We start from the raw sequence: 24,393 nt of genomic DNA, 5'->3' as shown, positions 1-24,393 counted from the left end.
GTCACCCGCACCCGGCTCGGACACCGGTTCGTGCCCGTCACCGTCCGGCCCGAGCCGGCCACCCGGCCGCTGCGTCTCGTGCGGGAGGCGTCGTGAGCCCCGCCGAGCAGGGTGCTGCGGCGAAGGCTCTCGCGGAGCAGACCCGGCAGCGGATCGCGGAGGCGAAGGCTGCCGCCGAGGCTGCCGAGGCCGCCCGTAAGACCACCGGCCAGCGCTAGACCCCAAGACCGCCGCGGGGTGGCGGATGTCCACGGCTCCCCTCCGTCCCGCCACCCCGCGGCTTCCACCCTCATCCATTCCGGCATGACCAGCCGAGGAGATCAGCCATGCCTTCTTCCACCCAACCCGCGCAGTCGACCGCCTGGCCCGAGGGCGTCATCGCCCGCTACCTGACCGTCGGCGGCGCCACCGTCGACGTCAGCCACGACAGCCTCTACCTCGACGACACCGAGCCGAACGTAAGCACTGCCCGGTGCGGGGGCTGCGGCGCCTACTGCAACCAGGAGTGGCGGCGGAACGCGTCCGTCGGCTTCAACGACGGCAGCCGCTTCTCCGACGCCCAGGCCAGTGAGTGGGCGCAGGAGCACGCGGAGAAGTGCCGCGCCCTGCACCGGGAGACCGTCTACGCCGTCCCGCTGGCCGAGCGCGAGACGTGCCCGATCCACCTCGACTGGGTGACCGGCTGCACCGAACTCCACATCCACTACCCGGCCGCCGCCTGATGGCCGCCGTCGAGATCGTCAGCTTCGGTTTCCTGCATGCCAGCGCTCCTGAGGCGGACATCGTGCTGGACCTGCGGCGCGCGTTCCGTGACCCGCACGTCGACCCCCGGATGCGGCAGCTCACCGGCCGCGACCGGCTCGTGCAGCGGGCCGTGCTCCACACCGCAGGCATTCGGCCGCTCCTGAAGGCCACCGCCCGGCAGGTGCAGGCCTACGCCGAGGGTCCGGGCGACAAGCCGATCGTCATCGGCTCCGGCTGCGCCGGGGGCCGGCACCGGTCGGTCGTCGTCGCCGACCAGCTCGCCCGCCGACTGCGGCGCCGCGGCCACACCGTCACCGTCATCCACCGCGACATTCGTCGCCCTGTCGTACAGCGCTAACCGACCCAATCCGACTGATCGAACTGAAGGAGTACCGCATGTTTCGCAGCAAGACCCCCAAGGCTCAGGCCGCCGAGGTCCACGCCGCGTACCGCGACCGGATCAAGACCATGGCCACCTACGGCGAAGACTCCCCGGAAGGCCTCGTGGCCGAGGTGAAGGCGGACGACATGGCCGACGCCTTCCGCGCGCAGACCGGCAGGGACTGGCAGGACGTCGTCTGACCCTCCGATACCGCCGTCGCACGGTCCACCCCCGTTCCGTGCGGTGGCAGCCCCGGCCCGGCCACCACGGGCGTAGCCGCAAAGGCAGACCGGGGCACTGCACCACCCGCCATCCACCTGACCCGAGAGGAGCCCGTCATGGGCTGGAAGCAGGACCGAGCCGAGATCAAGCGCCTGATGGCCGCCCGTCCCGACCCGGACGGCAAGCACGGCGACGAGTCGCCGGAAGCGCAGGCGGTCAACGCCGAACTCGATCGCAAGCTGCGCCAGCAGCCGATCTGGCGGCGCGCACGCGCCCTGTACGAGAACTGACCCGCTGACCGGCTGTCCGATCCGCCCGGCTCGACCGGGTGGTGAGGAGAACCGGCCCAGCACCACCCCATCGTTCACCCCCACTAAGTCCTGGAAGGACACCCGATGAGCAGCGGATACCGTTCCTGGGAGGAGCGTGAAGCCGACGCCGCCAAGGCCCGCGCCGAAGCCGCGAAGCTCGCCGCCGAAGCACAGACGGCCGCCCAGCAGGCCGAGGCCAACGCGGCGAAGACCGAGACGGACAAGCTCGCCGAGCAGGTCAGGCAGACCAAGCTGCGCAACCAGCTCGCCGCCGTCGCCGAGACCGCGAAGGACGACAAGGCCGTCCGCAAGGCGAAGCGACGCGAGCAGCGCGACGACGACGGCACCACCTTCAAGATCCTCGTCAACGTCGTCATGACGCTCGGCCTGCTCGCCGCCCTCCCCGCCCAGATCTCCTACTTCCTCGGCCTGCACCACAAGGACGACAAGAACCCCGGCCCGGCCTGGACGCTCGCCCCCATCCCGTTCTTCCTCGAACTGCTTGCCTGGGTGGGCGTCATGGGCACCCGGTGGGCGCACCGTAAGGGCCTGCCCCGCTGGCCGTTCTGGCTGCTGACTGCCACGCTCGCGTCGCTCGCCGGCTACATCAACTTCGCACACGGCGTCACCCAGTACGGCACAGTCGCCGGCTGCGCCCTCGCTGCCACGTCAGTCATCGGCCCGCTGCTGGCGGAGGTCCGTCAGTTCCTCGAGTCGAAGGCCGCGGAGGACGGCCGGGACCTGAAGCAGCGCGCGAAGGACCGACGCGTCGCCCGGGAGAAGGCGAAGGCCGACGCGGAGCGGAAGCGGACCGAGCAGGCCGAGGACAAGCTCCGTGAGGATCTCTTCGAGGAGGAGTTCAAGGAGTTCCGTCGGATCATCGCCGCCCACCCCACGGGGGCCATCAGTCGCGAGGCTGCGTGGGTGCAGGCATGGGAGACGAAGCACGGTCTGCCGCTGTCGGTCACGGCCGAATCGCTCGCCTCCCGCGAGGCTGCGCGTGAGGCCATCGCAGAGGTGATGCGGGACTACGAACGCAGCCCCGAAAGCGTCGCCGTCGACCTCTGGCTCGCCGACGTGTTCGGTGCCAACGGAGGCGACGACGGGCCGTCTGGAGCGACCACAGAAGGCGGCCCTGGAGGGCCCGCGGGGGGAGGGTCACGGGCCCGCTCCCGGACCACCTCCGAAGGGCCTGGAGCCCTTGGGCGTAAAGGGAAGCAGGCATCTGGCCGCACCTCCGCCAAGACCCCCGAGAAGCCTCTTGAGCCGGCCCACATCGAGAAGGTTCGCAAGCTCGCCGAAGCCCTCGGAGACGTCGACCAGCTCTCCGCCCGCAAGGTCCGCGAAGTGATCGGCGGCGGCTCCAACGAGTACGCCGTCCGCCTCCGCGACTACGTGAAGAACAACCCCACATCCAACGCCTAACCCACCCCGTCAGGAGACCCGAAATGAACGCCACTCTTCGCCGCATCGCCGTCTCGACCACCGCCACCGTCGCCCTCCTCGGAGGCGCCACGGCGACCGCCGCCGCGAGCCCGGAGCACGAGGCGACCGTTCTCGCCGTCGCCCGCACCGACACCCAGCCGGGCGCCGCCGACGGCATCGGCCGCGACCTCACCCCCAACGGTGTCGGCGCCCCACTCACCAACCCGCAGCAGATGCCCGCCGGCTACCCGCAGAACATCCAGACCCAGGCGTCCGGAGCGGCCATCGGGACCGGTGTTGCCACCATCGCGATCCTCGGCCTCGTCGTCTTCTTCCGGGTCAAGGGCGGTCACTTGAAGGTCGGTGACGCGGTCGTCGTCACGATTCTCGGTGTCGCGCTCGCCGGAACCGTGATCGGCGGCATGGCCGATCAGCTCACCGACACCGGCGTCGCCTCGCTCAGCAACATCCTCGGCGGCCTCTGACCCACCCCTCGTGCGGGGCCCCACATCGGGGCCCCGCCCCCGACTCCTGGAAGGACAGGCCCTGTGGCCACCGAGATCGAGCACCAGCCGCCCTACGAGCCCTACGAGCCGCCGTTCGAGTGGTCCGACGAGGAACTGACCAAGCCCGCCGAGCCCGAGGGGCCGTCCCGTAGCGACCGCATCAAGACCACCGCCAAGAAGCAGTACGGCCACGCCACCGCCCGCACCAAGCACTGGCTGGCCGGCGCCGACATCGACCCCGTCACCGCCATCCAGTACGCCACCGACCGCAAGCAGGGCCGCTACGACAACAAGCTGATCCAGCAGCAGCGGATCGCCGCGGAAGCCCACGGCCGCTTCGCTCACGCCAAGGCACGCTCCGAGGCCGGCGAAGACGTCAGCGCCGGCACCCTCGCCAGCCTCGGCGGGCGCGTCGCCGCAGAGGAGTCCAAGCTCGCCGCGCTGCAGGCCACCCCGCTCCTGCCCCCGACCGACCGGGAGATCAACGCCGCCCGCACCAGCAAGAAGGCCAGCCGAGCCGCGATCGTCGCCGGTGGCGGACTGGGCGCCATGTCCGTCCTGGGCGGCGCGATAGAGCAGGCCGCCAGCGGGCAGCCCATGCTGCTGGCCGCGCTTGGCACCGCAGCCGGCTACGGCTGGTATCTGGTGTCGCGCCCTTTCGACGTCGGCCAGCCTGTACCTGCCCCGACCACGGAGACGCAGATGCTGGCCGCCCCGGTCGACCTGACGAAGCTGGAGTCGCAGCCTGGGATGCGGGAGTTCAACGCCCCGCCGCCCCCGGCGCTCACGGTTGAAGAACTCGAGCAGGCGCTCCGCAACATCGGCGAGGTCAAGCCCAACGAGCAGATCCAGATCCTCGCCGTGCCGCAGCGCGAGAAGGACGGCAGCACCACCGTTGTCTTCGACCTGCCGCCCCGCACCACCGTCGCCGAACTGAAGAAGAAGCTGCCCAAGCTGGCTGGCGCACTCGGCCGCGACGTGTCCATGGTCGACATCGAGAAGGCAGGCACTGAGGTACGCACCTCCTTCTGGATGACGGACCGCGACCCATTCGAAGAGACCCGGCCGTCCCCGCTGCTGAAGGCGCCGACCCAGCTCGACGCCTTCAAGGACGGCGTGCCCGTCGCCTGGAACAAGCGCGGCATCACCATCCGCCTGGCCATCAACAACCAGTCTTACGTCATCGCCGGCATGACCCGATCCGGTAAGGGCGTCGGCGCCTCCAACCTGGTCGTCGGCACGTCCTTCGACCCGCGGATCAACTTGCGGATCGTTGCCGGGAAGAACAATGGCGAGTGGGACCCCTACTCCAAGGCGGGCGTCGCGTCGACGTACTTCAAGCCGAACCCCGAGCGGCTGCTGGCCCTGCTCAAGGCGCTGCTCGCCGACAAGGACCGGCGGGAGAGGGACCTGGGCGCGCTCGGCAAGTCCAAGCTGGTCGCGCCCGTGATTGAGCAGATCGGCGGCATCGAGCTGCTGGTCATCGACGAGCTGGCCACCTACACGCGGCCCGGGAAGCCGCTGCGTGACGAGATCCTGGAAGCGCTGATCGAGCTGTCTGCGGTCGCTGCGGGTGCAGGCATCCTCATGGTGCTGATCACCCAGTACCCGGAGGCCGATGTCATCCCGCAGGCGCTCGCCATGAACTGCGGTGCCCGATGGGCGATGCGCGTTGAGAACGCCACCCAGTCCAACGCCATCCTTGGGGGCGGTCAGGCCAGCGCGGGCCGGGACGCCTCCAAGTTCGACCCGCCGCGGCCCGGCTTCGGCTGGCTGGTGAACCCGTTCGCCGGAGTCACCGACCTGGCCCGCTCCTTCGACCTGGACGAGGACGAGCGCGGCGAGATCACCATGCTGCTGGAGAAGGCCGCCAGGATCCGCGAGAAGTCGGGCCGTCTGGCCGGGCAGTGGGAGGACCCGATCGAGCAGCACCTCCTCAACGCGACCGGTCTGTCTTCGGCGGCGGGAGGACCGAAGCGGGATGGCGTGCCGGGCCGGCACATCCTGAGCCACACGCCGGAGCAGCGCATGCAGATGGATGCCTGCCGCGGGGCACTGAAAGCGATGGACGAGCTCGAGCGGGACGTCGCCCAACTGGATGAGATGGCCGAGATCATCGGCGGCGGCATGACCGAGGAGCGCCTGAGCGAGCTGCTTCGTGCCGCTGGAGCGGGCGGCACCGTGAAGATCACGATCCCGGGTCGGCCGAATCGCGTGAACGGCTACAAGCGGGCCGACATCGAGGACGCGCTCGACCTCCTCGAAGGCGCCTGACCTGGGCTTACTCGCCCGTTCACCCCGGACAGGCCCCCGGACAAGACCCTTTTCATCCCGGTCTGTCACCCGGACGGCAGGTGGACGCGACCCGGGTCGCGTCCACCCGTCGACCACCCCCTGTCCGGGGTGCAGACCGGGGCAAACCCCCACCTGTCCACCCGGCAAACCACCGCAAATCTGAAACGGAGACCTGGCCCATGCCGAAGACCTGGAGCCCCTCCCAGGCGAAGAAGTTCGCCAAGGAGGCCCGCCTGAACAAGCCCTACTACGTCGTCTACGACATCGCCCAGAACCGGGCCCCCTACGAGGACGCCCAGCTGTACTCGGAGTTCACCTTCACTCGTCGGGCGCCGTTCACCGGCAACCCGATGACCGACGGCGGTACGAGCGCTGAGGGGCTCTGCCTGCGCTACGGGCCTGTCTACGACAAGCCCCCGGCCGGCATGCGGAACGTCGCCGGGCCCGGCCCGCAGGTCGGTGCGCCGCTCGGCGAGGACCACTCCGCGTACCTGGACGAGGCCGAACTGCGGGGCATGGAGAAGCTCGCCGCGCAGGGCACCGACCCGCGGGCCCGCCGCATCCGCGGCCGACGCGTCTGACCACCAACCCACCCACCGCAAGGAGACACAGATGCGCCGCACCAGCTGGTACGCCCACGTCCGGATCGAGAAGGACGGCAAGTACGTCGAGCACAAGGGGACGCTCGATGCCGAGACGGTCGGGGGCCGCGTGCCCACAGAACGAATGATGGCCGAGCAGGTGGCAGAGATGCTCCTCCACCAAGCCCCGCACCTCAGGGGCGGGCGGATCACCGCATGCGAAGTCCGCAAGCTCGCCTAGCCAAGACCGGGGCGCCCCTCGAATGCCTGGAAGCGACCAGGGGCGCCCCTCCCTCCCCATCCGATTCAAGACCAGACGAGGAGACCCTCATCATGCCCCACCCCATGACCGACCAGCAGTGGGAGGCCCAGAACGGCAGCCTCTCCCCGGACGAAGCCCGAGCTCGCGGCCTGTGCTGGTGCTGCAGCGGCAACGGCAAGGCCCGCCGATGACCGTCACCGCTCTCCGGCCGTCCGTCGACACCACCCTCGACCTCGAGACCCGGCTTGCCCTCGTTGACGCCGTCATGTCGGTCCGTCTCGACGAGGCCGCGGTCGCCTACGAGGTTCGCACCGCGCACCTGCCCGGCGCCGACCCCGTCCTGCCGCGCCTCACCCCGACCGCGGCACCCAACCCGTGCCGGACGCCGATCGCCGGCCTCCTCCACCGGGCCCGAACCCGGCTCGAGACCGGCGGCTGGTGCCGCGATGCCCTCTACGACGAGTCCGGTGCCGTCTGCCCGATCCGCGCCATCCGCCTCGAAGCCGCCGGCCGCGACCAGACCCACGACGCGTGCGTGCTCCTCCTCGACGCCATCCAGCAGGCCTTCCCGGGCGCGGAGACGATCCCGTCCTGGAACGCGGCCCAGACCAGCCCCGCCCCCGTCCTCCGAGCGTTCGACCGCGCCACCGACCACGCCCACAACCGCGGCCTCTGAGCCGCACCCGGAAGGAACAACACATGGCCATCAAGCTCGACCGCAACCACAGGCTGGAGACCGGCCAGACCTTCGGCCGCATGCCCGACAACCCCAGCGACACCCTCACCACCCCCGACAAGACATGGGTCGCCGCCGTCATCGACAACACCACCGGCCGGTTCGTCGTCAAGTCCGCACTGTCCGCCACCCAGGCCGAAGCGATCGCCGACGCCGAAGCCCAGTACCGCCGCCGCTAACCCAACTCACCCGAAGGAAACCCGATGACCAAGCCCACCCCCGAGCAGATCCGCACCTACGCCGACGAGAACCAGGCCGTCGCCGCCTACCACCGAGCCGAAGCCGCCCTGTGCGAGAACACGGCCCGCGAAGCCACCGCTGGCATCACCCACGAGACCTCCGAGTACCTGCGGCTCAACGCAGCCGTCATCGACGCCGCCGCCCGACTCCCCGAGCGGTTCAAGCACCTGGCGGAGGACTGACATGGCAATCCGCATCAGCCACGGCGTCCGCGGTAGCCGGTCCTCGCTCACCATCGCCAACCTCGGCCAGCACCTCGCCCACACCCTCACCAGCAGCGAGTGGCGCGAGATCAGCTACCTGTTCGACGGCCGCTTCGCCGACATCGCCCTCATCCCGCCCCGCGAAGCCGGACGCATCGGCGACCTCATGGAGAAGGCCGCCGGCACCCGGTCCATGAGCCCGGAGTGGGGAGAACTCGCCGCCGAACTCGCCGACGCCGCCCACCGTGCAGCCCGCGCCGGACAGAACTGGGAATGGAGCTGATTAGCTAGGCACGGCAGCCTCACCGACCTGCACGGCCTCCACCACGCCCACCCGTGCACGTGCCTGAACTGCGACGACCCGATCATCGGGACGGCCCGCTTCCAGCTCGCCGACAGCACCGGCCGACCTGTGGCGACCTGCGTCCGCGCCCGCTCCCTCACCCCCGCCTGAAAGGCCCCGCCATGACCTCCACCCTTGACGCTGCTGTCCTCGCTGGCGGCGACCACCTGATCGTCTTCGCCGACGGACACCAGGTCACCGTGTTCGGTCCGGCCGGCGCCGACCTGTTCGACGAGGTGTTCTGCCATCCCGGCCTCGACGTCGACTGGGACCACGCCGAGGACTCGGCCGAGCTGTTCCTGTCCGGCGACCCGAAGCTGACGAAGGGCCGGCTGTTCCTGGAGGTGCCTGTGGAGGACGTCCGCAAGCTGATCGGCGAGCGCGGCGGGTACGGCCAGGAGCCGTCCTGACCGCCGCAGGCCCCCCGCTCACACCCCCGCCCCGACCACCGCAAGGAGTCCCAGATGGCCACGGTTCCCGTCTTCACCCCGGTCCCCGGCGGCTTCATCACCGCGCAGCCCATCGGCGACGGCCGGTTCGTCGTCGAGTCATGGCGGCTGAACATGACCCCGGATGACGCGGCCACGCCGTACTCCACGCCGGTGCACCACTGCATCGCCACCGAGACCGAGTTCGCCGGCCTGGTCGCCGAGTTCACGCCCGTCCTGGCCCGCCTCCACAACCGTCAGAACGCCTGATGGCCGGTCAGTATCCCGAGTTGGGCGCGTAGCCCGATCGCCTACGGGAGGCGCCCTAATCCGGCGCCTCCCACCCCCGGGCTCGTCACCGGATGAGCCTGCCCACCGAACCGTTCAGGAAGGAGGAGCGATGACCGCTCCCACCGAATCGGCCCCGCGCTTCGTCGTTCAGGAGTCCGGCCCGCGCGACTTCTATGTCTACGACACCGTCAGCCACCTCAGCTACGACCCGCGCTTCACCCGCAAGGCCGCCCAGGAAGCCGCCGACCGCCGCAACGCCCGCCAGGAGACCGGGTGACTACCTCGGCCACCCCCGCCCCCGACGTCCCGCCGCCGTCCGAGCCCCACCAGCACGACTGGGACGACGACCCTCGCACCTGCGCCCACTACGACCGCTACTGGTTCGACCGAGACGAGGACTCATGACCGTATGGAAGGTGCACGTCACCTTCGAGGGGCGAGAGGGTGAGCCGCTCGTGTTGCCCGTCCTCTCGACGTCTCCCCGCGACGCCTTGGACCAGGTGAAGACGGGGATCCGCGAGACGCTCCTGGGCGAGGAGCCCGGCGGTAGCGAGTACACGGTGAGCGTCTTCCCGCCCGGCTACCGCGCGGGCGACGAGTCCGTGCTCGCCGAGAAGGTCACCCTCGTGACGATGCGGAGCGCACCGTGACCCACCGCCCCATGTCGGCCCGCCGTGCTCGCGCCGTGGTCGACGCCGCCACCCTGGTGAAGGCCCCGGACTGGCGGGAGTCCCGCTGCTGGCATGTGGTGTCCGGCGGTGCGGTGCTGGTTGTGGTCGAGCCGTCCTACGGCGGCACCTCCGCCACGGGCCGGAACGGGTGGACGTGGCGGCTCCCCACCGGAGGCGCCTCCCGACGGCGCGAAACCACCATCGAGAAAGCCGCCATCGCCGGACTCGCCGCATGGGAGCGGTGGGCCACCAACAAGGAGAAGTGAGGAACCAATGTCCGACCCGACCATGCGCGCCTTCCTCGACTCGGTGATCGGTGCGGCCGTGGGCCTTGGCCTGTTCGCCGCGATCCTGCTGCCCGCTGGAGACGACCTCAGCTGGACCCGCTTCCTGATCGGCTGCGCGATACTCCTCGTCACCCCCGCCACCGTCACCCTGCTCCTCGGCAGGCATCGCCACCGCTGAACCCACCCCCTGTGGGCCCGTGCCGTCTGGTGCGGGCCCACAGGCGTGCCACGGGTCAACGGCCCGGCGTTGTCAACGGCGTGCCGCATCATTGGCCACAGCGTCACCCTGGATCCCGCACCACGAGGAGCCCGCCGTGCACGACCACCCCACCAGCCTGGACCAGTACGAGTGGCCGACCTGCATCACCCCCCGCTGCGGGCGGCAGCTGTGGGTTGCCGAAGCCGGCCGGTACGCATGCCGGCCGTGCGAGGACGCCACGGCCCGCCGTCTCCGTGACCTCCCCGGCCTGTTCCGCCAGCTCGACACCACCGCCATGCTGATGCGCGGTGCCCGGCGTCCCGGCGGGGCGACGTCCGGCAGTAAGACGCCGCCGATCCCGCCGCGGCTCGAAGTCCTCGCCCTGGTTGGTCCGGGCGGGATCGCGGCCCGACTGTCGGCGATCGAGGATGCGTGGCGGGCGGCGCTCGGCTGGACGGTCGCCCCGTGGCGCGGGAATCCGACCCAGGCCGTGCCGCACCTGGTCGGGTTCCTCGGCAACAACCTGCTGTGGGCGTGCTCGTCTTACGAGAGCGTCGGGCAGGACATCGACGACCTGTGCAAGCTGCACTCCGAGTGCGCGGCGCTCGCCTCCGGGGAGAAGCGGCCCGGTCGTGTTCAGATCGGCGCCTGCCCCACGGTCGTCGGCGACGGATGGTGCGGCACGCAGCTCACCGCATCCACCGGCAGCCACCGCGTCCACTGCGGAGGCTGCGGCGGGCGGTGGGAGACGCTGGGGGAGTGGCGAGAACTCCGAGCCGCGCAGGACGCCGTGACCGTCGAACAGGCAACCCAGACGGGAGCGGCAGCATGAGCGAGATCGGCGACTTCCTGCGGGCCCGGTACGCCGAACGGCGGGCGATTGCAGCGGCAGCCACTCCCGGACTGTGGCGCGCCGAAGCCTACGTGTACGGGCTTCCCGAAGATGGCTGGGGCGACCCGACACACTGGGAGATCAAAGCCGGAGAAGTAGATGTTGTCGCCCACCAACCGCACGAAGGCGGCGGCATCTATGAGAAGACGGACGCCCTGCACATCGAGGCAAACCAGCCCGAGGCCGTCATCGTCGACCTTGATGCAAAGCTCGCCATCGTTGACGAGCATCCGGCCGCGACCGGATGGGATGGTGTCAACGTCGACGGCACCGTGTGCAGGACGTGCGGCGAGATCAGTAGCGACGGCGAGCTGACGGGCGGCCCATACCCCTGCCGCACCCTCCGCCTGCTCGCCCAGCCGTTCGCCGGGCACCCCGACCACAAGGGCGAGGAATGGGCGCCGTGAGCGCCCCGCCATGGGGGCACAAGCCGCCGCCCGTAGATGACGCCACCGCCTACTGGACTCAGTCCCCGCCCGCCCCGTCACCACGCTGCACCTACTGGCTGCGCCGCCACACCGAAGGAACCTGGCGGCCCAACCGGCGCCTCCGCATTGAGGGCTACCACACGGCCGCCGAACACCTCGGCATTTGGATCTGGGAGTACCTGCACCTGATCCGACCACTCTTCGACGAGGAAGAGGGAGCCGGGTCCACCCCGTGATGCTGTTTCAGCAACAGGGGTTGCCATCTGATCAGCGGCGAGCGTATGGTGTGCTCCAATCGATCTCGCTGTGTCTGGAGGGCCGCCACCAAGCGGCCCTTCCGTGCGTCTGGGGGTGATCGAGTGCCCCCGCAGCTCGTTCCCGAAGACCTTGCCGCCTACTGGACCGGCCGCCCCGCGACCACCATCCGCAGGTGGGCAGCCGAAGGACGACTCACCAGGCACCACAACCCGCAGCGGCGTAACGGCGTCCTCTACGACCTCGCCGAACTCCCCGAAGCCCGCCGGGACCCCGACACGCGCGAACTCGTCGAACCCGGGCCCACGCCCGGCATCATCGAAGCTGGCTTACTCGCCGCCTGAATCTCCCTGCGTGTGGCTCCCGCAGGGCCGGGCCTGGTAGCGCCTCGCGCTCGGCCCCTTGTCCGCCCGGTCCTTTTGACGTCCTCTCCCGCCTGAAGGCGGGAGATTCTCTCCCTGGCGTCCGCCGTGGCGGCTCGCCTTGAGTCGAGTTCCTGTTTCATCGGGTCCTGCCCTCCGCTAGGCGGCTGGTCTTACGGTCCCTCCGCAGGCGTTTGGCTTGTCCGCCCGTCCGGCGGCCAAGACGATGCGGGCCGCGTTCACGTCCCGGTCGTGGATGGTCTGACAGGCCCCGCACGTCCACTCCCGGACACTGAGGGGCTTGGGCCCGTCGATGACGAAGCACACTGAACAGGTCTGCGACGACGGCAGGAAGCGGTCCACCTTGCCGAAGGTCCGGCCGTACCGGGCAGCCTTGTACTCCAGCATCGCCGTGAGCCGGGCCCAGCCGGCGTCGTGCACGGACTTCGCGAGCCTGGTGCGAGCGAGCCCCTTTACCGACAGGTTCTCCACGTACACCGCTTGGTTCTCGCGGATCAACTGGGTGGAGAGCTTGTGGTGGTGGTCCCGCCGCGTGTCGGCGACGCGGGCATGCAGCCGCGCCACGCGGGCGACGGCCTTCTTGCGGTTGTTGCTGCCTTTCTTCTTCCGGGAGAGGGCCTGCTGTGCCTTGCGGAGCTTGCGTTCGGCGCGGCGCAGGAATTTCGGTGAGGACACCTTTCGCCCGTCCGAGAGGACCGCGAAGTGCGTCAGGCCCAGGTCGATGCCGACCTCGCCGCTCGACTCCGGCAGCACCTCGGACGGGTCGGTCTGGACGACAAAGCTCGCGAAATAGCGGCCTGACGCATCCTTCACCACCGTGACTGACGAAGGGTCGGATGGCAGGTCGCGGGACCACTTCACCCGCACCTCGCCGACCTTTGGCAGCCGGAGCTTGCCGTCGGGGAGTACCCGGAAGTAGTCGGATCGGGTGTAGCGGGCGGTCTGGCGGTTGTCCCGCTTGGACTTGAACCGGGGCTCGCTCATCTTCGGACCCTTGCGTTTTCCGGACAGGGAGTCGAAGAAGTTCCGGTACGCCTGGTCCAGGTCGCGCAGTGCCTGTTGCATGACGCCGACCGGGGCGTTCGACAGCCACGCACGCTCAGGTGTGCGCTTCGCCTCGGTGATGAGCTGCTTGGACAGATCTCCGGACTTCGGGAACGGCGTGCCCGCCGCGTGCGCGTCCTTGCGGATGCGTAGGGCGTCGTTGTAGACGACGCGGGCGCAGCCGAAGGTGCGGGCGAGCGCTTGCTGTTGGCCACGGGTGGGATACAAGCGGAACTGGTACCTGAGCTGCACAACCCACCCCCTTAATCCAACTGAGTGCGAACAGGAACAGTCTATCGTACTGAGTGTGAATAGTGACGACTTCTTGACCGCAGACGAAGCCGCCGGCCTGCTCGGAATCGACCGCCGGTCCGTATACACCTACGTCCAGCGCATGGAGGGCTTCCCGCAGCCTTCGAAGATCGGTCGAACCCTGCTCTTCGAGCGTCAGGCACTCCTCGACTGGCGGGCCAAGCATCCGGCCCGCCGCAAGCGCGATTCCCCTCCGACCTGAAGGCCGGAGTCTCCTTGCGCACATCACAGTGGGGGCCGGGCGGACGACAACCCCGATAAGCGCCCGCAGTTAGCTACTGCGGGAAGGAGGTCCGGCGTTCCAGGCGCCGGGCCTCCGTGTCACCTGGAGACGAACATGGCTAACGGAAATCGCTCGTCGCTCGATGAGCAGGTCAAGAAGTACATGACCACCGCCGAAGTGGCGGAGCGCTACAGGACCGCCGAGAGCACGGTGCGGTACTGGCGGCACATCGGCTACATCCCCGGCGGCGTCAAACGGGGCCGGAAGGTGCTGTACGACGTCGCGGTGCTCGACGCGTGGGATGCGGAGCAGGTAAAGGCGCAGGTGCAGCCTGGCGGTGAGCAGTGATGGGCGGCCAGCAGTATGGTCGTCGGGCCATCGAGGTCGGCCCCGTGGGAAGCAACGTCGCCGCCAACGTCCAGCGCATCCGCGAAGCCCGCAGGCTCAGTACGCGGCAACTCAGCACCCGACTTGCCGAAGTGGGGCGACCCATACCCGCTTCCGGCATCACACGCATTGAGCAGGGCATGCGCCGTGTAGACGTCGACGACCTTGCCGCGCTGGCCAAGACGCTCGACGTTCAGGTAGCCCAGCTCCTCCTGTCGCCGTCGGACCTGTCGATAGAGATCCGCATCGGGAGCGGCGGTGAGGGCCGATGAGCGAGCAGCGCCACGCCCGTCCCGCAGTCCAGTACGGGCCTACCGCCGCCACCGTGGCAGCCAACATCAAACGCATCCGGAAGGCTCGGGGCCTGAGCGTCTATACATTGTCGGACCGACTCCGAGACGCAGGCCGGACAGTCGCCCCGTCCGCTATCTCCAAGGTGGAGCGCTGCGAGCGCCAGGTGCACGTAGACGAACTGGTGGTCTTCGCAGCCGCCCTCGACGTCTCGCCGTCGGCGCTACTGCTGCCGCCCACCGACAACCCGTCGGAGAAGGTGGAGATCACCGGCGCCGGACCGATCCCCGCCGATCAGGCATGGGACTGGATGGACGGCCGCCGCCGACTCGACCAACCCTCACCGGACCCCAGTAGCGCAGCACTGCTCTACCTACTGCACTCCCGACCGCCGATCCGTCGCAACCGCGAGATCGGCAGCCACTAGACGGGCGGTCCGGTCGCCGCCTGGTCCCGCCGCCCGCGCCCCCCGCCAGGGCGGCGGGACACCACCCCAGCGCCACGCGGCGCCCAACTGGAGGAGGCCGCGTGCCGGACTCGCTCAGCAACACGGCAGAGAACTTGACGCTCGACTGGGTCCTCGGTGTCGGCGCCCCGACCCGGCCCACTACGCCACTGAAGGTCGCTCTGGTCACCGCGAACGGCACCGACACGGCTGCGGGCACCGAGGTGGCCGGCGGCTCCTACGCCCGGCAGAACCTCAGCGTGGCCGCGGCTGTCAACGGGGCCACCAGCAACTCGGTTGACCTGGCGTGGACCGGGCTGCCCGCGGCGACCGTGGTCGGTGTCGAGATCTGGGACTCGGCAGGCAGCCCGGTCCGCCTCTGGTACGGGCCGCTGTCCGCGTCCCGCACCGTCGCCGCGGGGGACGAACTCAAGCTCACCGCCGGGTCCCTGACGCTGTCGATCTCGTAGGGAGGCGGCCGTGCCGAGCCTCTCCACGCTCGTCGACAACTTCAACGCGGCCGCACTCAACCCCGTCTGGGGCAACTCCTACGGCGGGACCGCGGTGGTCGGCGGCCGGGCGCGCGTGCCGTGCACCCTCGACTACGCCGGCTGCCAGACCGCCTACGCGTGGACTCTCGCCGGGGCCAGCTTCTTCGTGCAGGTGCCCGTCGTGCCGGCCTCGGGCGGGGCCACGGCGGAGGCGTACTGCGCGGTCACCGTGCAAGGCTCGGTCGAGGGCACCCGCGTCGGGTTCATCATCAATGCGGTGTCGGGCATGCTCCGCTGTGTGTCCGAGACCGGCTACTGGGATGATGCCGCCGTCGAACTCGCCTACAGCCCCGTCGCCCACCTGTTTCTGCGGATGCGTGAGGACGGCACCAGCCTCTACTGGGACACGTCCCCGGACGGCACGACGTGGACCAACCGCAGGACGCTCGCCACCCCCGCCTGGATCCCAGCCGAAGTGGATACGTGCGCGCTCGACATGAGCGCCCACCGGGATGGCGGCACTGGCGACTACGTCGCATTCGACCTGTTCAACACCCTGTCCAACGGGGCGGTGTGGACAGCGTCTGCGGCTTTGTCCGCCGAGACGACCCTCAGTGCCGCGGCCCGCGTCGCCGCCCGCGCGACGGCAGAACTCACCGCAGACACAACCCTCACCGCCGCCCCGACCCTGGCCGCGCACACCACAGCCGCCCTCGTCGGGCAGGCGACGCTTGCCGCGGATGCGGACAGTGCAGAGATCCCGGAGGTGGCTGGGTTGGCCGCAGGGCATTTCGATCTGCGCTTGGAGCAGGGCGCCACGTTCGTGCAGAACTACCGGGTCGCGGACGTGCCGGGCTTCTCCTGGGACGGCTGGTCGGTGCGCTCACAGATCCGGTCGGCGCCCGCTTCCGAGCACGGCGAACTCCTCCTCGACCTGGGCGACTACCTGACCATCATCGGGGACACGATCCGTCTCGCGATCCCCGCCACGGTCACTGAAACCCTCACCCGGAACGGGGTCTGGGACCTCGAAGTCTTCAAGGCGGGTACCGTCGTCAGGCTGCTGCAGGGCCGGGCGGTCGTCTCGCTGGAGGTGACTCGGTGAGGCTTCAGGTGACCGGTGAGGCGCTCACCGACGAGATCGAGGTGACGACCGGGCAGCAGGCGCGCACTGTTGTGGTGTCCGCAGGGCTCGTGTCCTCCGTGAACGGGCAGACGGGCGATGTCGAGGGCCTGGCCACGGTCGACGGTGTCGAGGCCGCGGCGCAGGGTGTGGTCGACGAGCATGTGGCCGCTGTGGACCCGCATGGGGACCGGGCGCATGCCGAGGAGGCGCTGCAGGGGCACGTCACCGCTCCGGATCCGCACGGCGATCGGGCGGCAGCGGCAGCCGACGCGACGGCGAAAGTCGACGCGCACCTCGCGGCCGTGGACCCGCATGGGGATCGGGCTTACGCTGACGGGAAGTTCTTCCCGAAGGCGGGCGGCACGTTCACCGGGCCGTTCAACGGGCCGGGAACGTTCGCGGTCGCCGCTGATGGCGGTGTCACCGCGCCGAGCCTCACCCTTCCCGCGGCAGCGACCACGCTCAGCAAGAGCCTGGTCGTCACCGGCCCGACCGGGGCGGTCTCCTACGTGGTGTGGCGGGCGCCGAAGGCGTGCACGGTGACGGCGGTGCGCGGGTACCGGGTCGGGGGCACCGGTGCGACGATCAACGCGCAGAAGGGTGCGGTCGATCTCCTCGCCACGAACCTGTCGCTGTCGACCGCGAGCACGTGGATGTCCGGGCCGTCCGTGCAGAACGCCACCTTCGCCGCGGGGGACAGTCTCACCGTGGCGATCCGTTCCGTCACCGGTACGCCGACCGCGGTCACGATCCAGGTCGACCTGCAAGGGGTGTGAGCGATGGCGGTCTACACCGTCGACGACGGGCAGATGCTGTACCAGCCGCCGCCCACCACGCTCACCACCCAGACCCTGACCGGGCCGGCCCGGCTGCAAGTCTCCGACGCGCAGGGCGTGCTAGCCACGCTCACCATCGGGGCGCGCACCGTCGCCATACGGGGCCCGCAGAGGACATTCACCGAGACGAAGCGCCCGCACGTCGACAGCTTCGACCGCACCACCACAAGCGGCTGGGGAGTCTCACCCGCAGGCGGCAACTGGTCCAACAGCAACGGCACCGACGCCGACTACACAGTGTCGAGCGGTACCGGCATCATCAACATGACCGCAGTGAACGCGTCCCGGCACACATCGCTTGTCGACGACATCACCGACCTGGACGCCCGCCTGTCCTGGAGCCTGGACAAGACGCCCACCGGCAACGCCAGCAGCCTGGCCCTGTCATTCGCGTACACCAGCAGCACCAGCCAGTACCGGGCCCGCATGTCAGTCCTCACGACCGGTGCCGTCCAGCTCATTCTCGAATGCCAGACTCCCAGCGGCACCACCACCATCGGCGCCGCCACTCAACTCGGCACCGGCTACGTCGTCGGCGACGTCTGGCACATCCGCGCCCAACGCATCGGGACTACGATCCGCTGCCGCGCCTGGAAGGACGGCACCCCGGAACCGACCACCTGGACGCACGAAGTCGTCGACGCCACGCTCGGCGCTGGCCGGATCGGTGTTCGCGGCATCGCCACCACTGGTAGCACCGCGATCCCATTCCAGTTCAAGGTGCACGACCTTCAGCTGTACTCCGGCACCTGGCCCGACCCGCCCGTCATTACTCACAGCACGTGGGTGCGTGTCCTCCCGACGCCGTTCGACGGGACATGGACGCCGGCACTCGCCGACCAGATTCGGCGGTGGGCGGTCGACAGCAGCCCTGACGTTCTCGCCTACGCGCTCATGTACGTCACCGGCGCCCCCGCCGTCACCAGCCCCGCCCTCGCCGGAGCGCAGATCGTGGGGGAGTCGAAGTACGGGCCCGACGACGTGGACGGCACCCGCATGGAAGGCGCCGACTTCCACGAGTACATGGGCCTGCCGTGGACGTTCGTCAGCGGCGAGACCGTGCCCGCGCCCGATCCGAAGTGGCAGAAGAGCCTCGACTGCTCCGGCTTCGTGCGCATGGTCTACGGCTACCAGATGGGCATTCCCATGGTCCGTGACCAGGCCATCAACGGCCTGAACCTCCCGCGCAGGACGCGAGACATCGGCCCGAACGGGCCCGGCATCATCGTCGCCCAGGCCACCGGCACGGCGCCGCCGCTCACGAACATGCAGATCGGGGACGTGCCGCACTTCGACGCGACCACCGAGGCCACGGCCGGCGAGATGGACCACAACGGGATCTACCTTGGCGTCGACACCGCCGGTCACCCCCGGTTCATCAACTCGCGCAAAACGCCGAACGGGCCCACCTTCGGTGACTTGGGTGGATCCTCCGCCCTGGACGGTACCGGCCTGTACGCCACCAGCCTCCGTCTCATTCGACGCTTCTAGGAGACCGTCATGCCCACCAGTGATGCCGAGGGCAAGGACTGGTCCCTCGAACGATTCCGCTACCACCTGCCGAACACGGTGTGCGATGTCGGGCCGGGTGAGGGGACCTACGCGAAACTCTTCCGGCCCGTGCATCACGGCGTCTGGTGGACCTGCATCGAGATCCACAAGCCGTACATCCGTAAGTACGGCCTGAAGAACACGGCGAAGCGGACCGGCATGTACGACGAGGTCCACAACCTCGACGCCCGCGAAGCACCCGACCACCTGTACTACCGGGACGCGGTCCTGCTCGGGGACGTGCTAGAGCACATGCCGCGCGAGGACGCCGTCACGCTGCTGGAGCGGATCGTCGCCGCCGGGGCGTGGAACATCCTCGTGTCCGTGCCGATCGTCGAGTCCATTCAGGGTGAGGTGGACGGCAACCCGCACGAGGCGCACCTCCACCAGTGGGATGCGGACGACATGGACCAGGTGCTCGCCGGACTCGGCGGGAACGTCGACAGCCTGCGCGGGAACACGCTTGGGTGCTGGTGGTGGAACCGTGGCTGACCTCGACGCCCGCACGATCGCCGCCGCTGCTCTCCGCAAGCGGGCCGAGAACGGCGGCAGGCACCTGCATCACCGCGACTGCATCCACAACCTGTCGCCCGAGCAGCAGGTGGCGATGCGAGGCAAGACCGTCGACTGGTGGTTTCGGGTGATCGGTCCTCTCCCCGAGCAGATCACCCCCGACCAGTGGCGGACCACACCGCCCACCCCGTAGACCGCAACCTGACCCCACGGAAGGCCCGCGCCATGGCCGATCCCACGCACTTCCTCGGACGGCTCCTCGGCAGCATCCCCGAACCCGAAAGCGCCTACGACGATCTCATCACCCGCATGAGCGTTGCTGAAGGCGGCTTCCTCTGGACCCACGAGGAAGCCACCACACTCGTCGACGCCGTCCTGCACGAAGCGGCCGAGAAGATTCGCACCGAAGAAGCACCCGAACAGCACGACGACACCTTCGACGCTGGCGCCGTATGGGCCTCCGACCTCATCCGTCCAGCCGCCGACCCATCGCCTGAAGACAGTTGAACCGGAGCCCGCGCCATGGATCTCCACGCCTGGATCACCCGGCAAGTCGACCGCGTCGAAGCGTCCGCCCGCGCCGAGCTGGAATACCGGCGGGTCGTCTTCGAGCCTCACAGTGGCGGGCCCGCCATCACCGGCACCGTCACCGGAGTCACGCAGACCCCGGACGGGCTGCAACTCGACATCGCCCAGTGCGGCGTTGAACCGCGCGACGAGACGCCCGCGCCCGTGCAGTCGGCCACCGCCGTCCTGCGTCGCTGTGAGGCGGACCGGCGGATCCTCGCCCGGCACCGGCTCGCTACCGAGTGGACCTGGGCGCACGAGGCTCCCTGCCACGGCTGCGGAACCGAAGGCGACTGCGACGACCCCGTCACCGAGAACCTCAACGACTGCCCCGAGCTGCTGGACCTCGCGCACGCGCACGGGCTGACGGACGAGATCCTCGCCGGACTCGACCGGCCCCAGCCGCCCGAGGCAGACGGCGGCCTCCCCGACGACTTCGGTTACGAGATGCGCATCACCAGCTATCCGACCCGACCGATCACCACCGCCGACGTGCCCGCCGCACTCCGCGGCCCCCACTGGAAACCCTGAACCCCACAGGAGCCCGCGCCATGGCCCAGTACTACGTGACCTACACCGAGGGCAGTGAACAGCACATCCCCGCCGACAAGGTCCACTTCGAAACCGACAACGACCAGTACGTCTTCACCACCAGCGGCGAGCCCACCGCTTTCGCACCCCGCGTCGGAGTCCTCAGCATCGTCCGCATGCCCGAGCCCGCCGCCAAGGCGGTGACCGGCTGATGGCTGCCGTACCCAGCTACCGCGAACTCGCCCAGCGCACCCTCGGGCAGGCCGCGCAGGATCTCAACGCGATGCCGCAGGGGAACGTGGCCAGCGCCGAGATCCAAGCTCGCGCTGCGAAGGCACAGGCCATCGCGGCCGTCGCCATGGTGCAAGCCCTGCTGGAGATCGGCGACGTCCTCCGCGAGAACCTCAAGCGGGGTGACGCCTGATGGCCACCGTCGAACTGCACATCGCCAACGACATGCTCGACAGCTTCGAAGCCATCCGCCCCAAGCTCAACGGCCGCGAAACCGGACGCCGGCCCAGCCCCACGGCAATGGGCATCACCATCCTCGACATGGAGATGGACGGCGCACCCGACCAGGCGAAGACCATGGAACTCGTCCTGCAACTCGTCGACGGCCAACCCAAGATCAGCGGAATCCACTACTGGGACAAGCACGGCATCTTCCTCGCGCCCGTCGTCCCCTTCCGCAAGGCGGTGAACTGATGGCCCGCCTGCAGATCCTCGAACTCCCCGAAGGCACCAACGACGACCGGCCGCCGTTCGTCCTCGTCGTCGACGAGTACACGCCGCGCCGCTTCGTCATGGGCCCCGGCCAGACCGAACAGCCCATCGACGAGTTCGACGGCATCGCGGAGAAGATCGGCGCCCGTGGCATCCTCGTCTTCGAAGAGACCGTCGACATCCCCGCCAACGACGTGCCGGTCGGGTTCGACGAAGCATTCAAGAGCGACGTCCAGCACTGGGCCGCAGGAACGAACGAGACCCTCGCGCGCATCGTCGAAGCGATCAGCTACCCCAAGAAGCGCCCCAGGCAAGACCAGACCGAGCCGGGGCTCGGCGAACAGCCCGCCGCCGATGCCTGACGTGACGGTGAAGCTGTCCGACGGCGTCCGCGAGATCACCGTCGAAGTCCACGGCGCCGACAACGACCCGCTCACCCAAGCCGAAGACACAGCCGTCCGGCTCTACGGCATCGTCGCCGCCACACCACCCGACCGGCGCGCCGGCTTCGCGAACTGGGCCGTCAGCAGCGACACCGAACGCAGCGGGGAGGAGTAGACGATGCCCGCCTACCTCGTCATCCACTCGCGGGAACAACAGCGCGACGACCTCCGCCTCTCCGACCCAGACCTCGCACTCCGCTTCGAAGCCGGCTGGGCCATCTTCAGCGACGCCCAAGGCGACTGCCTCGCCATCCCGGCCGGGCAAGGCGCCAGCATCCAACGCGACGACGAGATAGGCGAGTTGAGACCGAACGATGGGGCTGAGCAGGTAAAATAGACCGAAGAACCCCGGCGATCGCGGGCAGGCGATCCCGGGGCCGTGACACCACGATCGGAGTCGTGATGCTTGACAAGCCTAAGCCCATGTCTGGCTGGCAGCGCCGTAAAGATCGAATCGAGCGAGGCTTGCCCCGATACACGCCAGGCGAAGCGGCAAGCAGGAAAACCAGAGATGCTCGACGTGTCCGCGAGCGGACACGGGAGAACGTCGAGTTCGTGACCGAGCTCAAGATGAGGCTCGGCTGCGTTGACTGTGGCTACAAGGAGCATCCGGCAGCCCTGGACTTTGATCACCTGCCCGGCCATGAGAAGCGTCGCGGAATCTCGCGCATGCTCACTGCGCATCGGAACACCCTCCTCGCGGAGCTCGCGAAGTGCGAGGTCGTCTGCTCGAACTGTCACCGGATCAGGACGTGGCGTCGCAAACAAGAGTCGGCGAGCAGCGAAGGTGCTGCGCAGCCGCTCTCGCCGGAGACGACTGAGGCGGCTTGAGCGTCACCACCCCACCAAGCTCGTCGCTGAATGGAAGCGAGATGATTCCGCATGGTCGCCGGACGTGAAGTCACCCCCGGAGATGCCGCTGCCACTGAGCGCCTGATGCGTTACTGGGCCGAAGGTCCAGGCGCGGCAAAGATCGCCTGGGGATCGGCAGGGGACTTCGACCGCTGCCGAGTCCAGCTCGGCAAGTACGTGAAGCCCGGTCGGATGCTCGACGGCCTCTGCTCCAACCTGCACAAGCGGGCCACCGGCGAGCGGCCTGGTCCCAACGCCCACGGCGGCAAGGGCCGCGACTGATGCCCAGTCAAGGCCGGCGCTCAGCTCCGCTGCCCAAGGGCTGGTATCGCATCCGTGCCCGCATCCTCAAGCGTGACGGCCATGTCTGCCAGTGGCCCCTCGCTGCCGGCGGCCTGTGCGGCGAGCCGGCCAACCAGGTGGACCACAAGCAGGGCGCCGCCCAGGGAGTGGACGACCACAGCGAAGCGAACCTGTGGGCGCTGTGCCAGTGGCACCATGATCAGAAGACTGGTCGCGAGGCATCGGCCGTGGCTCATGCCAAGCCGCCGCGGCGCCGGCCAGCCGAGGCCCACCCCGGCTTGATCAATTGAGCCGAGCGGACCTTGATCGATCCCAGGGTGATCATGCCTTCAAGATCATCCTGGGGGGTACCTCCAAGATCATCCAGATCTGAGGATCGGGCACGTTAGCTTCCCGGAGTGCGCGCGACTCTGGGGATCTGATGATCATGGTCTGACCTGCATGTTTGCCGTTCGGGTGTCGTCGGCCTGCCGGGTGGTACGCATGTCACGGACCTGTATCAGTGCAGGTCAGGGTGCAGATTGCCGTCACGCATGCCCGTAGACTGGGGTGCATGAAGACGAAGCGTTGCGAGCACTGCCGGGAGCACCTCGGCGCGCGGCATGCGCACAACGCTCGGTTCTGCTCGGGCCGTTGCCGCATGGCTGCTCACCGGGCGCGTCAGCGACAGTCGGACTCGGTCCCGGCCGCGATGACGCGCCGTCGGCAGTGGGTTCGGTACAGCGACCGCAAGGTGCCGCTGTCGGCCCGCGGTCCGAAGCGTGCGCCGGCCTCGTCGACTGACCCGGAGACGTGGAGTTCTTACAGTGCGGCCAAGCGTTCGAGGGCCGGTGTCGGCATCGGGTTCGTTCTGAGCTCGGTGGACCGCCTGGTGTGCATCGACCTCGACCACGCCTTGGTGGATGGAGCGTTGACGGCCTGGGCGCGGAGGATCGTCGCCCGGCTGCCGCGCACGTACATCGAGATCTCGCCGTCCGGTACTGGCCTGCACATTTGGGGCTACGGCAGCGTTGGGCGAGGGCGCCGGATTCGGCGCGGCGATACCGCGGTTGAAATCTATGACCGTGGCCGCTACATGACCGTGACGGGCGAGCGATTCGAGAAGGCGCCCTCTGTGCTGGCTGATCTCTCGAGGGTGATCGACGACTTGCTGTGAGGGGGTGCCTCTCATGGCTGGTCGCGGCATGGCGCCGAAGGCTACGCGGTCGCGCGCCCGGGACTCAAAGGCCCGGGAGGGGGAGCTGAACCGTGTCGAGGACGACGGCGAAGTCCGCGGGCCCGAATTGCCGGAGGGAGTTCTGCCGGACCAGGAGTCGTGGCATCCACGGACGGTGCAGTGGTGGGAGACGTGGCGGCGGTCGGCGCAGGCTCAGGTCTTCATCGACACCGATTGGGACTTCCTCCTCGACACGGCCCTGCTGCACCACGTCATGTGGACCAAGGGGCGCTGGGAGTTCGCTTCCGAGGTCCGGCTACGGGCCGCGAAGTACGGGGCCACTCCGGAGGACCGGATGCGGCTCAAGCTGAAGATCGAGACCCCGGCAGACAAGCCAGCCCAAGTGGAGACCCCACGGTCGACGTCGGACCGGCGGAAGAACCTTCGGATCGTCAGTGAGGATGCCGGCTAGGGGGTGCCATGCCGTGGCGCGGTCCCCAGTACGACGGCGAGTT

At 69.1% G+C, this 24,393-nt stretch carries 49 protein-coding genes; 48 read left to right on the top strand and 1 reads right to left on the bottom strand.

The features are described from left to right. Nucleotides 1-92: 92 nt before the first annotated feature. The 25 genes from AOK18_RS35080 to AOK18_RS04215 all read left to right on the top strand — a co-directional run bounded on the left by AOK18_RS35080 (nt 93) and on the right by AOK18_RS04215 (nt 12,045). Nucleotides 93-218: a hypothetical protein gene (locus AOK18_RS35080; protein WP_276205335.1), complete on the top strand. Its 126-nt coding sequence runs from the start codon at nt 93-95 to the stop codon at nt 216-218. A gap of 108 nt (nt 219-326) precedes the next feature. Continuing rightward, the gene (locus tag AOK18_RS04310; protein WP_055693418.1) at nt 327-722 is read left to right on the top strand and encodes a hypothetical protein; all 396 of its coding nucleotides are present in this window, start codon (nt 327-329) and stop codon (nt 720-722) included. Beyond that, a complete protein-coding gene (locus AOK18_RS04305; protein ID WP_055693417.1) occupies nt 722-1,102 on the top strand; it encodes a RapZ C-terminal domain-containing protein in 381 nt (126 codons plus the stop codon). Before AOK18_RS04310 ends, AOK18_RS04305 begins: the two co-directional genes overlap by 1 nt. Before the next feature lie 38 nt (nt 1,103-1,140). After that, nucleotides 1,141-1,326, top strand: coding sequence for a hypothetical protein (locus tag AOK18_RS04300; protein WP_055693416.1), 186 nt, complete (start codon nt 1,141-1,143; stop codon nt 1,324-1,326). A gap of 138 nt (nt 1,327-1,464) precedes the next feature. Beyond that, nucleotides 1,465-1,638 (top strand): hypothetical protein, encoded by a 174-nt coding sequence (locus AOK18_RS32860; protein WP_157865023.1) that lies wholly within the window; start codon nt 1,465-1,467, stop codon nt 1,636-1,638. Nucleotides 1,639-1,743: 105 nt separating this feature from the next. After that, nucleotides 1,744-3,084 (top strand): hypothetical protein, encoded by a 1,341-nt coding sequence (locus tag AOK18_RS04295; protein WP_055693415.1) that lies wholly within the window; start codon nt 1,744-1,746, stop codon nt 3,082-3,084. Nucleotides 3,085-3,107: 23 nt separating this feature from the next. Continuing rightward, on the top strand, nt 3,108-3,569 hold the full coding sequence (locus AOK18_RS32855) for a hypothetical protein (protein WP_055693414.1): 462 nt from the start codon (nt 3,108-3,110) through the stop codon (nt 3,567-3,569). Between the two features lie 63 nt (nt 3,570-3,632). Beyond that, a complete protein-coding gene (locus AOK18_RS04285; protein WP_055693413.1) occupies nt 3,633-5,864 on the top strand; it encodes a hypothetical protein in 2,232 nt (743 codons plus the stop codon). A 200-nt stretch (nt 5,865-6,064) separates the two neighbouring features. Then, the gene (locus tag AOK18_RS04280; RefSeq protein ID WP_055693412.1) at nt 6,065-6,466 is read left to right on the top strand and encodes a hypothetical protein; all 402 of its coding nucleotides are present in this window, start codon (nt 6,065-6,067) and stop codon (nt 6,464-6,466) included. A gap of 31 nt (nt 6,467-6,497) precedes the next feature. Then, the gene (locus AOK18_RS04275) at nt 6,498-6,707 is read left to right on the top strand and encodes a hypothetical protein (protein ID WP_055693411.1); all 210 of its coding nucleotides are present in this window, start codon (nt 6,498-6,500) and stop codon (nt 6,705-6,707) included. Between the two features lie 208 nt (nt 6,708-6,915). Next, entirely contained in the window at nt 6,916-7,404 is a 489-nt protein-coding gene (locus tag AOK18_RS04270) for a DUF6197 family protein (RefSeq protein WP_079104840.1), read from the top strand. A 23-nt stretch (nt 7,405-7,427) separates the two neighbouring features. Next, nucleotides 7,428-7,643, top strand: a complete 216-nt coding sequence (locus AOK18_RS04265; RefSeq protein ID WP_055693409.1) for a hypothetical protein — start codon at nt 7,428-7,430, stop codon at nt 7,641-7,643. A 24-nt stretch (nt 7,644-7,667) separates the two neighbouring features. Beyond that, nucleotides 7,668-7,886 carry a hypothetical protein gene (locus AOK18_RS04260; protein ID WP_055693408.1) on the top strand — a complete coding sequence of 73 codons (219 nt, stop codon included), beginning with the start codon at nt 7,668-7,670 and terminating at the stop codon, nt 7,884-7,886. Between the two features lies 1 nt (nt 7,887). Further along, nucleotides 7,888-8,190: a DUF7739 domain-containing protein gene (locus tag AOK18_RS04255; RefSeq protein ID WP_055693407.1), complete on the top strand. Its 303-nt coding sequence runs from the start codon at nt 7,888-7,890 to the stop codon at nt 8,188-8,190. Between the two features lie 182 nt (nt 8,191-8,372). Continuing rightward, a complete protein-coding gene (locus AOK18_RS04250; RefSeq protein WP_055693406.1) occupies nt 8,373-8,660 on the top strand; it encodes a hypothetical protein in 288 nt (95 codons plus the stop codon). Between the two features lie 54 nt (nt 8,661-8,714). Then, the gene (locus AOK18_RS04245) at nt 8,715-8,948 is read left to right on the top strand and encodes a hypothetical protein (protein WP_055693405.1); all 234 of its coding nucleotides are present in this window, start codon (nt 8,715-8,717) and stop codon (nt 8,946-8,948) included. A gap of 130 nt (nt 8,949-9,078) precedes the next feature. Next, nucleotides 9,079-9,246, top strand: coding sequence for a hypothetical protein (locus AOK18_RS32850; RefSeq protein WP_157865022.1), 168 nt, complete (start codon nt 9,079-9,081; stop codon nt 9,244-9,246). Next, nucleotides 9,243-9,374 carry a hypothetical protein gene (locus AOK18_RS35075; RefSeq protein ID WP_276205334.1) on the top strand — a complete coding sequence of 44 codons (132 nt, stop codon included), beginning with the start codon at nt 9,243-9,245 and terminating at the stop codon, nt 9,372-9,374. The genes AOK18_RS32850 and AOK18_RS35075 overlap by 4 nt, the downstream gene beginning before the upstream one ends. Continuing rightward, the gene (locus AOK18_RS04240) at nt 9,371-9,619 is read left to right on the top strand and encodes a hypothetical protein (protein ID WP_055693404.1); all 249 of its coding nucleotides are present in this window, start codon (nt 9,371-9,373) and stop codon (nt 9,617-9,619) included. The genes AOK18_RS35075 and AOK18_RS04240 overlap by 4 nt, the downstream gene beginning before the upstream one ends. Next, on the top strand, nt 9,616-9,906 hold the full coding sequence (locus AOK18_RS04235; RefSeq protein WP_055693403.1) for a hypothetical protein: 291 nt from the start codon (nt 9,616-9,618) through the stop codon (nt 9,904-9,906). The genes AOK18_RS04240 and AOK18_RS04235 overlap by 4 nt, the downstream gene beginning before the upstream one ends. A 7-nt stretch (nt 9,907-9,913) precedes the next feature. After that, entirely contained in the window at nt 9,914-10,105 is a 192-nt protein-coding gene (locus AOK18_RS04230) for a hypothetical protein (RefSeq protein WP_055693402.1), read from the top strand. A 136-nt stretch (nt 10,106-10,241) separates the two neighbouring features. Then, complete coding sequence (locus tag AOK18_RS04225; protein ID WP_055693401.1) at nt 10,242-10,958, top strand: hypothetical protein; 717 nt, start codon at nt 10,242-10,244, stop codon at nt 10,956-10,958. Beyond that, nucleotides 10,955-11,425, top strand: coding sequence for a DUF6221 family protein (locus AOK18_RS04220; RefSeq protein WP_055693400.1), 471 nt, complete (start codon nt 10,955-10,957; stop codon nt 11,423-11,425). The genes AOK18_RS04225 and AOK18_RS04220 overlap by 4 nt, the downstream gene beginning before the upstream one ends. Then, nucleotides 11,422-11,682 (top strand): hypothetical protein, encoded by a 261-nt coding sequence (locus AOK18_RS32845; protein WP_157865021.1) that lies wholly within the window; start codon nt 11,422-11,424, stop codon nt 11,680-11,682. Before AOK18_RS04220 ends, AOK18_RS32845 begins: the two co-directional genes overlap by 4 nt. Before the next feature lie 123 nt (nt 11,683-11,805). Then, complete coding sequence (locus tag AOK18_RS04215) at nt 11,806-12,045, top strand: hypothetical protein (protein WP_055693399.1); 240 nt, start codon at nt 11,806-11,808, stop codon at nt 12,043-12,045. Between the two features lie 177 nt (nt 12,046-12,222). Here AOK18_RS04215 and AOK18_RS04210 read toward each other — a convergent pair whose 3' ends face one another. Next, on the bottom strand, nt 12,223-13,380 hold the full coding sequence (locus tag AOK18_RS04210; RefSeq protein WP_079104836.1) for an RNA-guided endonuclease InsQ/TnpB family protein: 1,158 nt from the start codon (nt 13,378-13,380) through the stop codon (nt 12,223-12,225). A gap of 73 nt (nt 13,381-13,453) precedes the next feature. Here AOK18_RS04210 and AOK18_RS32840 point away from each other — a divergent pair, with 73 nt between their 5' ends. From AOK18_RS32840 to AOK18_RS04100, 23 genes are all read left to right on the top strand, one after another. Then, nucleotides 13,454-13,642 (top strand): helix-turn-helix domain-containing protein, encoded by a 189-nt coding sequence (locus AOK18_RS32840; RefSeq protein ID WP_157865020.1) that lies wholly within the window; start codon nt 13,454-13,456, stop codon nt 13,640-13,642. Nucleotides 13,643-13,777: 135 nt separating this feature from the next. Next, nucleotides 13,778-14,011: a helix-turn-helix transcriptional regulator gene (locus tag AOK18_RS04200; protein ID WP_055693397.1), complete on the top strand. Its 234-nt coding sequence runs from the start codon at nt 13,778-13,780 to the stop codon at nt 14,009-14,011. 44 nt (nt 14,012-14,055) lie between these two features. Continuing rightward, a complete protein-coding gene (locus AOK18_RS04195; RefSeq protein WP_240503047.1) occupies nt 14,056-14,322 on the top strand; it encodes a helix-turn-helix domain-containing protein in 267 nt (88 codons plus the stop codon). 53 nt (nt 14,323-14,375) lie between these two features. Further along, nucleotides 14,376-14,768, top strand: coding sequence for a helix-turn-helix domain-containing protein (locus tag AOK18_RS30310; RefSeq protein ID WP_157865019.1), 393 nt, complete (start codon nt 14,376-14,378; stop codon nt 14,766-14,768). Nucleotides 14,769-14,869: 101 nt separating this feature from the next. After that, complete coding sequence (locus AOK18_RS04185) at nt 14,870-15,256, top strand: phage tail fiber protein (protein ID WP_055693394.1); 387 nt, start codon at nt 14,870-14,872, stop codon at nt 15,254-15,256. 10 nt (nt 15,257-15,266) lie between these two features. Further along, nucleotides 15,267-16,382, top strand: coding sequence for a hypothetical protein (locus AOK18_RS04180; protein WP_055693393.1), 1,116 nt, complete (start codon nt 15,267-15,269; stop codon nt 16,380-16,382). Nucleotides 16,383-16,390: 8 nt separating this feature from the next. Beyond that, on the top strand, nt 16,391-17,179 hold the full coding sequence (locus tag AOK18_RS04175) for a hypothetical protein (RefSeq protein WP_157865018.1): 789 nt from the start codon (nt 16,391-16,393) through the stop codon (nt 17,177-17,179). Between the two features lie 3 nt (nt 17,180-17,182). Continuing rightward, nucleotides 17,183-18,730 carry an NlpC/P60 family protein gene (locus AOK18_RS04170; protein WP_240503046.1) on the top strand — a complete coding sequence of 516 codons (1,548 nt, stop codon included), beginning with the start codon at nt 17,183-17,185 and terminating at the stop codon, nt 18,728-18,730. Nucleotides 18,731-18,739: 9 nt separating this feature from the next. Next, entirely contained in the window at nt 18,740-19,282 is a 543-nt protein-coding gene (locus tag AOK18_RS04165) for a class I SAM-dependent methyltransferase (RefSeq protein ID WP_055693391.1), read from the top strand. Beyond that, nucleotides 19,275-19,496 carry a hypothetical protein gene (locus AOK18_RS04160; protein ID WP_055693390.1) on the top strand — a complete coding sequence of 74 codons (222 nt, stop codon included), beginning with the start codon at nt 19,275-19,277 and terminating at the stop codon, nt 19,494-19,496. The genes AOK18_RS04165 and AOK18_RS04160 overlap by 8 nt, the downstream gene beginning before the upstream one ends. A 32-nt stretch (nt 19,497-19,528) precedes the next feature. Further along, entirely contained in the window at nt 19,529-19,810 is a 282-nt protein-coding gene (locus AOK18_RS04155; protein ID WP_055693389.1) for a hypothetical protein, read from the top strand. 15 nt (nt 19,811-19,825) lie between these two features. Continuing rightward, the gene (locus AOK18_RS04150; protein WP_055693388.1) at nt 19,826-20,401 is read left to right on the top strand and encodes a hypothetical protein; all 576 of its coding nucleotides are present in this window, start codon (nt 19,826-19,828) and stop codon (nt 20,399-20,401) included. Between the two features lie 20 nt (nt 20,402-20,421). Beyond that, nucleotides 20,422-20,613 (top strand): hypothetical protein, encoded by a 192-nt coding sequence (locus tag AOK18_RS04145; RefSeq protein ID WP_055693387.1) that lies wholly within the window; start codon nt 20,422-20,424, stop codon nt 20,611-20,613. Further along, nucleotides 20,613-20,825 (top strand): hypothetical protein, encoded by a 213-nt coding sequence (locus AOK18_RS04140; RefSeq protein WP_055693386.1) that lies wholly within the window; start codon nt 20,613-20,615, stop codon nt 20,823-20,825. Before AOK18_RS04145 ends, AOK18_RS04140 begins: the two co-directional genes overlap by 1 nt. After that, nucleotides 20,825-21,106, top strand: coding sequence for a hypothetical protein (locus AOK18_RS04135; protein WP_055693385.1), 282 nt, complete (start codon nt 20,825-20,827; stop codon nt 21,104-21,106). Before AOK18_RS04140 ends, AOK18_RS04135 begins: the two co-directional genes overlap by 1 nt. Beyond that, nucleotides 21,106-21,486, top strand: a complete 381-nt coding sequence (locus AOK18_RS04130; RefSeq protein WP_055693384.1) for a hypothetical protein — start codon at nt 21,106-21,108, stop codon at nt 21,484-21,486. Before AOK18_RS04135 ends, AOK18_RS04130 begins: the two co-directional genes overlap by 1 nt. Continuing rightward, nucleotides 21,479-21,682, top strand: a complete 204-nt coding sequence (locus tag AOK18_RS04125; protein WP_157865017.1) for a hypothetical protein — start codon at nt 21,479-21,481, stop codon at nt 21,680-21,682. The genes AOK18_RS04130 and AOK18_RS04125 overlap by 8 nt, the downstream gene beginning before the upstream one ends. 3 nt (nt 21,683-21,685) lie before the next feature. Then, nucleotides 21,686-21,904, top strand: a complete 219-nt coding sequence (locus AOK18_RS04120) for a hypothetical protein (protein ID WP_055693382.1) — start codon at nt 21,686-21,688, stop codon at nt 21,902-21,904. Nucleotides 21,905-22,122: 218 nt separating this feature from the next. Then, nucleotides 22,123-22,398 carry a hypothetical protein gene (locus AOK18_RS04115; RefSeq protein ID WP_055693381.1) on the top strand — a complete coding sequence of 92 codons (276 nt, stop codon included), beginning with the start codon at nt 22,123-22,125 and terminating at the stop codon, nt 22,396-22,398. Between the two features lie 51 nt (nt 22,399-22,449). Beyond that, the gene (locus AOK18_RS30305) at nt 22,450-22,701 is read left to right on the top strand and encodes a hypothetical protein (RefSeq protein WP_079104833.1); all 252 of its coding nucleotides are present in this window, start codon (nt 22,450-22,452) and stop codon (nt 22,699-22,701) included. Further along, nucleotides 22,701-23,012 (top strand): HNH endonuclease, encoded by a 312-nt coding sequence (locus AOK18_RS30300; protein ID WP_079104832.1) that lies wholly within the window; start codon nt 22,701-22,703, stop codon nt 23,010-23,012. Before AOK18_RS30305 ends, AOK18_RS30300 begins: the two co-directional genes overlap by 1 nt. A 263-nt stretch (nt 23,013-23,275) precedes the next feature. Further along, the gene (locus tag AOK18_RS04105; RefSeq protein WP_055693424.1) at nt 23,276-23,878 is read left to right on the top strand and encodes a bifunctional DNA primase/polymerase; all 603 of its coding nucleotides are present in this window, start codon (nt 23,276-23,278) and stop codon (nt 23,876-23,878) included. A gap of 28 nt (nt 23,879-23,906) precedes the next feature. Beyond that, on the top strand, nt 23,907-24,350 hold the full coding sequence (locus tag AOK18_RS04100) for a phage terminase small subunit (protein ID WP_240503045.1): 444 nt from the start codon (nt 23,907-23,909) through the stop codon (nt 24,348-24,350). Nucleotides 24,351-24,393 lie beyond the last annotated feature (43 nt).

Origin of the sequence: Streptomyces prasinopilosus, assembly GCF_001419695.1 — a bacterium.
GTDB classification, from domain to species: Bacteria; Actinomycetota; Actinomycetes; order Streptomycetales; family Streptomycetaceae; genus Streptomyces; species Streptomyces prasinopilosus.
Note: the sequence above shows the minus strand (reverse complement) of the source record. Positions and strands in the feature narration are given on the sequence as shown.

Coding starts and splice junctions, on each gene's coding strand:
- AOK18_RS04105 (WP_055693424.1), top strand. CDS start 23,276: ATGAAGACGAAGCGTTGCGAGCACTGCCGGGAGCACCTCGGCGCGCGG.
- AOK18_RS04305 (WP_055693417.1), top strand. CDS start 722: ATGGCCGCCGTCGAGATCGTCAGCTTCGGTTTCCTGCATGCCAGCGCT.
- AOK18_RS04165 (WP_055693391.1), top strand. CDS start 18,740: ATGCCCACCAGTGATGCCGAGGGCAAGGACTGGTCCCTCGAACGATTC.
- AOK18_RS04170 (WP_240503046.1), top strand. CDS start 17,183: ATGGCGGTCTACACCGTCGACGACGGGCAGATGCTGTACCAGCCGCCG.
- AOK18_RS30305 (WP_079104833.1), top strand. CDS start 22,450: ATGGTCGCCGGACGTGAAGTCACCCCCGGAGATGCCGCTGCCACTGAG.
- AOK18_RS04295 (WP_055693415.1), top strand. CDS start 1,744: ATGAGCAGCGGATACCGTTCCTGGGAGGAGCGTGAAGCCGACGCCGCC.
- AOK18_RS04265 (WP_055693409.1), top strand. CDS start 7,428: ATGGCCATCAAGCTCGACCGCAACCACAGGCTGGAGACCGGCCAGACC.
- AOK18_RS04275 (WP_055693411.1), top strand. CDS start 6,498: ATGCGCCGCACCAGCTGGTACGCCCACGTCCGGATCGAGAAGGACGGC.
- AOK18_RS04245 (WP_055693405.1), top strand. CDS start 8,715: ATGGCCACGGTTCCCGTCTTCACCCCGGTCCCCGGCGGCTTCATCACC.
- AOK18_RS04125 (WP_157865017.1), top strand. CDS start 21,479: ATGCCTGACGTGACGGTGAAGCTGTCCGACGGCGTCCGCGAGATCACC.
- AOK18_RS04145 (WP_055693387.1), top strand. CDS start 20,422: ATGGCCCAGTACTACGTGACCTACACCGAGGGCAGTGAACAGCACATC.
- AOK18_RS04220 (WP_055693400.1), top strand. CDS start 10,955: ATGAGCGAGATCGGCGACTTCCTGCGGGCCCGGTACGCCGAACGGCGG.
- AOK18_RS04260 (WP_055693408.1), top strand. CDS start 7,668: ATGACCAAGCCCACCCCCGAGCAGATCCGCACCTACGCCGACGAGAAC.
- AOK18_RS04230 (WP_055693402.1), top strand. CDS start 9,914: ATGTCCGACCCGACCATGCGCGCCTTCCTCGACTCGGTGATCGGTGCG.
- AOK18_RS04120 (WP_055693382.1), top strand. CDS start 21,686: ATGCCCGCCTACCTCGTCATCCACTCGCGGGAACAACAGCGCGACGAC.
- AOK18_RS04270 (WP_079104840.1), top strand. CDS start 6,916: ATGACCGTCACCGCTCTCCGGCCGTCCGTCGACACCACCCTCGACCTC.
- AOK18_RS04135 (WP_055693385.1), top strand. CDS start 20,825: ATGGCCACCGTCGAACTGCACATCGCCAACGACATGCTCGACAGCTTC.
- AOK18_RS32860 (WP_157865023.1), top strand. CDS start 1,465: ATGGGCTGGAAGCAGGACCGAGCCGAGATCAAGCGCCTGATGGCCGCC.
- AOK18_RS04140 (WP_055693386.1), top strand. CDS start 20,613: ATGGCTGCCGTACCCAGCTACCGCGAACTCGCCCAGCGCACCCTCGGG.
- AOK18_RS04150 (WP_055693388.1), top strand. CDS start 19,826: ATGGATCTCCACGCCTGGATCACCCGGCAAGTCGACCGCGTCGAAGCG.
- AOK18_RS04200 (WP_055693397.1), top strand. CDS start 13,778: ATGGCTAACGGAAATCGCTCGTCGCTCGATGAGCAGGTCAAGAAGTAC.
- AOK18_RS04130 (WP_055693384.1), top strand. CDS start 21,106: ATGGCCCGCCTGCAGATCCTCGAACTCCCCGAAGGCACCAACGACGAC.
- AOK18_RS30300 (WP_079104832.1), top strand. CDS start 22,701: ATGCCCAGTCAAGGCCGGCGCTCAGCTCCGCTGCCCAAGGGCTGGTAT.
- AOK18_RS04250 (WP_055693406.1), top strand. CDS start 8,373: ATGACCTCCACCCTTGACGCTGCTGTCCTCGCTGGCGGCGACCACCTG.
- AOK18_RS04100 (WP_240503045.1), top strand. CDS start 23,907: ATGGCGCCGAAGGCTACGCGGTCGCGCGCCCGGGACTCAAAGGCCCGG.
- AOK18_RS32855 (WP_055693414.1), top strand. CDS start 3,108: ATGAACGCCACTCTTCGCCGCATCGCCGTCTCGACCACCGCCACCGTC.
- AOK18_RS04255 (WP_055693407.1), top strand. CDS start 7,888: ATGGCAATCCGCATCAGCCACGGCGTCCGCGGTAGCCGGTCCTCGCTC.
- AOK18_RS04310 (WP_055693418.1), top strand. CDS start 327: ATGCCTTCTTCCACCCAACCCGCGCAGTCGACCGCCTGGCCCGAGGGC.
- AOK18_RS04240 (WP_055693404.1), top strand. CDS start 9,371: ATGACCGTATGGAAGGTGCACGTCACCTTCGAGGGGCGAGAGGGTGAG.
- AOK18_RS04280 (WP_055693412.1), top strand. CDS start 6,065: ATGCCGAAGACCTGGAGCCCCTCCCAGGCGAAGAAGTTCGCCAAGGAG.
- AOK18_RS32850 (WP_157865022.1), top strand. CDS start 9,079: ATGACCGCTCCCACCGAATCGGCCCCGCGCTTCGTCGTTCAGGAGTCC.
- AOK18_RS04155 (WP_055693389.1), top strand. CDS start 19,529: ATGGCCGATCCCACGCACTTCCTCGGACGGCTCCTCGGCAGCATCCCC.
- AOK18_RS04300 (WP_055693416.1), top strand. CDS start 1,141: ATGTTTCGCAGCAAGACCCCCAAGGCTCAGGCCGCCGAGGTCCACGCC.